Origin of the sequence: Micromonospora arborensis, from assembly GCF_003205615.1 — a bacterium.
GTDB lineage: Bacteria > Actinomycetota > Actinomycetes > Mycobacteriales > Micromonosporaceae > Micromonospora > Micromonospora arborensis.
Genome location: NZ_PYBV01000098.1, coordinates 1 through 250, shown reverse-complemented (window position 1 = coordinate 250; position 250 = coordinate 1). Strand labels below are relative to the sequence as shown.

Sequence of the window (250 nt, the reverse complement as noted above, 5' to 3'; positions counted from 1 at the left end):
GTCGGTGCTGCCCTGGAACCGGGACTCCAGGTTCCAGGAGGTCTGGCCGTGCCGCCAGAAGACGATCCGCGGTCCCCCCGCGCGGCTGGTCAGCTGAAGTCCTGGATGAAGCCGACCGCGTTGCCCGCCTCGTCGGTGGCCGCGTCCTCGGGGCGGTTGCGGGTGGCCCGCGCGTCCGCGGGCAGCGGCAGCTCGGGGGGGTCGGGAGAGGGTCGGGTAGGGGAAGGAGGGAGATCTTGGGGGCGGCCGC

Annotated in this window: 1 protein-coding gene; it reads right to left on the bottom strand. The window is 74.4% G+C overall.

The features are described from left to right. A partial coding sequence (locus C7C45_RS35970) for a histidine phosphatase family protein (protein WP_425271194.1) occupies window positions 1–66 on the bottom strand: 66 nt, incomplete at its 3' end. Between the last annotated feature and the right edge of the window lie 184 nt (window positions 67–250).